The organism is Hydrogenophaga sp., assembly GCF_018780385.1.
Classification (GTDB): Bacteria; Pseudomonadota; Gammaproteobacteria; order Burkholderiales; family Burkholderiaceae_C; genus Hydrogenophaga.
Genome location: NZ_JADMJO010000091.1, coordinates 1 through 2556, shown reverse-complemented (window position 1 = coordinate 2556; position 2556 = coordinate 1). Strand labels below are relative to the sequence as shown.

3 protein-coding genes are annotated in these 2556 nt (G+C 64.6%); 1 reads left to right on the top strand and 2 read right to left on the bottom strand.

Annotated elements, in window-relative coordinates; all coding sequences use genetic code 11:
- Positions 1-706 (top strand): multicopper oxidase domain-containing protein (locus IV113_RS21235; protein ID WP_291089174.1); only part of this gene is annotated, 706 nt, incomplete at its 5' end.
- A 118-nt stretch (positions 707-824) separates the two neighbouring features.
- On the opposite strand, the gene IV113_RS21230 is transcribed toward IV113_RS21235, so the two are convergent.
- Entirely contained in the window at positions 825-2198 is a 1374-nt protein-coding gene (locus IV113_RS21230) for a sensor histidine kinase (protein WP_291089171.1), read from the bottom strand.
- Positions 2195-2556: response regulator transcription factor (locus tag IV113_RS21225; RefSeq protein ID WP_291089168.1), on the bottom strand; the 362-nt coding region annotated here is incomplete at its 5' end. The genes IV113_RS21225 and IV113_RS21230, both read right to left, overlap by 4 nt.

The window sequence follows — 2556 nt, the reverse complement described above, 5'->3', positions numbered from 1 at the left end:
TCTGGCACCTGGTGAACGCCTCGATGTGCTGTTCGATGCCGCCCAGGCACAACCCGGGGACACTGTGTTTCTGAAGAGCTTGTCTTTCGACCCGATGGAGAACGAAGGGGCTGCGGGCAACATGGGCGGCCCGGGCATGGGCCAGATGATGGCCGGCATGGGTTCGTCACGGTTGGCGCTGGGTGAGACTTTCAACGTGCTCAAGCTTTCGGTGGTGTCCGGGGAGCGCATCACAGCCCCACTGCCAGCAACGCTGTCCAGGATCCAGCCGCTGCGCAGCGAAGGCGCTGCCGAGCGACAGATCGAACTGTCGATGCAAGCCATGCGCTTCCTCATCAACGGACGCACCTTCCGCATGGACGAGATCGCCTTCGATGTGAAGCAGGGTGCGGTGGAGATATGGCGCATCAGCAACCCGGCATTGGGCATGCCGCACCCGATGCATCTCCACGGGTTTTCGTTCCAGGTACTCGAACGCTTGAACAGCCCGCCCCAGTTGTCGGACATTGCGCGTTTTGGCAAGGGCAGAACTGTCAGTGACCTGGGCTGGAAAGACACCGTCCTCGTGTGGCCGGGTGAGACGGTGCGCATCGCAATCGACTTTTCGCACGATTTCCCAGGTGACCAGACTTACCTCTTTCATTGCCACAACCTTGAACATGAAGACGCGGGGATGATGATCAATTTCAAGGTGCGCACTTTGTGACCTCCAAAGGTCGAAATGGATCAGCAGGTCGGTGTAGACGCATCCGACCGTCGGTTGGCTCTTGCGCATGACATGGCGATGCATGCGTGAGGCCGATGTAGCATGACTGCCATCTTGTTCACTCTTCAGCTGGAAAGCACAGCCGGGCTTCCATGCCTGCGACCCGGCGCGGCTCCAGGTGAAACTCGCCGCCATAGCGCCTTGCGATGGCATCGACGATGGACAGGCCCAGGCCGCTGCCGGTATCGCCCTCCACATTGCCGCTGCCGCGTCGCCAGAACCGCTGCGCCGCTTGTGCAACTTCGGCAGCGCTCATGCCTGGGCCTTCGTCGAGGACGCGGAACGCCACATGGCCTGGCAGCCGTTCGATCCGCAGCACGACCGAGCCCGGTCTGAGCGAATGTCGCAACGCGTTGTCGAGCAGGTTGCGCAAAGCCGAAACCAGCAACGCCTCGGGCATTGCCAGCGATGCTGCGTTTGTCGTGGCCTGCAACTCAACGCACCGGACGCTGGCCGCACCGACCTGTGGGGCGACGGCCGACGCATCGTCGATCGCCTGCTGCGCTGCATGCAGCGCATCGACCCGCAGCGCATGCTCGGGCTTCACCGTTCCTTCGATCCGCGCCAGCAACAACAGTTGCTCGAGCGTGCGATGCAGCCGCGCCACACCTTGCTGCGCATTGGCCAGCGCCTCGCCCGCGGCGCCATGCAATCCAGATTCTCCGCACGCCAGGCGCAGCACCTGCAGATGCGTCTTGATGGCGGTCAGTGGCGTTCGCAGTTCGTGTGCTGCGTCGTCGGTGAACCGCCGCTCGCGCTCGATCGCGTCCTGCACGCGCACCAGCAGGTGTGCGATGGTGTCGATCAGCGGCTGTAGCTCGGGTGGCGCGTCGATGGCCGGCAGCGGTGCGTCGGCATCCGCGCTCCGATTCAGCAACAAGGTGCGCACCTGTTCGATCGGCGCGAGGCCCCGCCCGACACCGATCCACAGCAGCACCAGGCTGACCGCCATCGCGATGGCAAACGGTGCCGCCGCGGAGAGCGCAATTTCGCGCAGCAGGCCTTCGCGTGCATCCATGCGGTCGGCGGTGGCAATGCGCACCTCGCCGACTTGCAGCACGTAGGTGCGCCAGGGTTTACCGCCGTAGACGGAGGTGCTGTAGCCCAACGCTGCACCCTCCAGCCCGGGGCTGGTGGAGGTCCGCGCGATCGGCTGGATCGCAACCTCGCCGCGAACCAGGCTGACCTCGCACGCCAGACCGTCGCGGGCGATCACATCGAGCGGCAACACGGGCGGCCCGTTGATCTGCAGGCGGTCAGCCGGAAGGCGTGCGACCAAGCCCGCCACCATGCGCGCCGATGCGGCCAGCCGCTCGTCCAGAGCGCTTCGCAGCTGCTCGCGCACATCCATGAACATCCACACCGCGACGACGCTCCATAGCAGGGTCAGCGACAACCCGATGATGGCGACCAGGCGCAGGCGCAGCGTCATCGCTTTTCCTCGACGGCAGAGCCGGCCTCACCCAATCGGTAGCCCAAACCGCGCACCGTCTCGACGATCGCAGGGCCGAGCTTGCGGCGCAGGTGGTGAATGTGCACGTTCACAGCGTTGCTTTCCACGTCGGTCTCAAAGCCGTACAGACTGGCCTGGAGTTGCTCCAGGCTCAGAATGCGGCCAGGGTTTTGCAACAGCGTGCGCAACAACGCGAGCTCGCGTCGCGAAAGCTCGACGCGCAGGCCATGCAGTCGAACCTCAGCGCTGGAGGCGCTGAAGGTCAGGCTGCCGTGTTTGACGAGGTCGCTGCTGCGGCCACTGGCGCGGCGCACCAGTGCATGCAGTCGGGCCACCA

Excerpts from the sequence above, each read along its gene's own strand:
- IV113_RS21230 (WP_291089171.1), bottom strand. The coding sequence starts at position 2,198 with ATGACGCTGCGCCTGCGCCTGGTCGCCATCATCGGGTTGTCGCTGACC.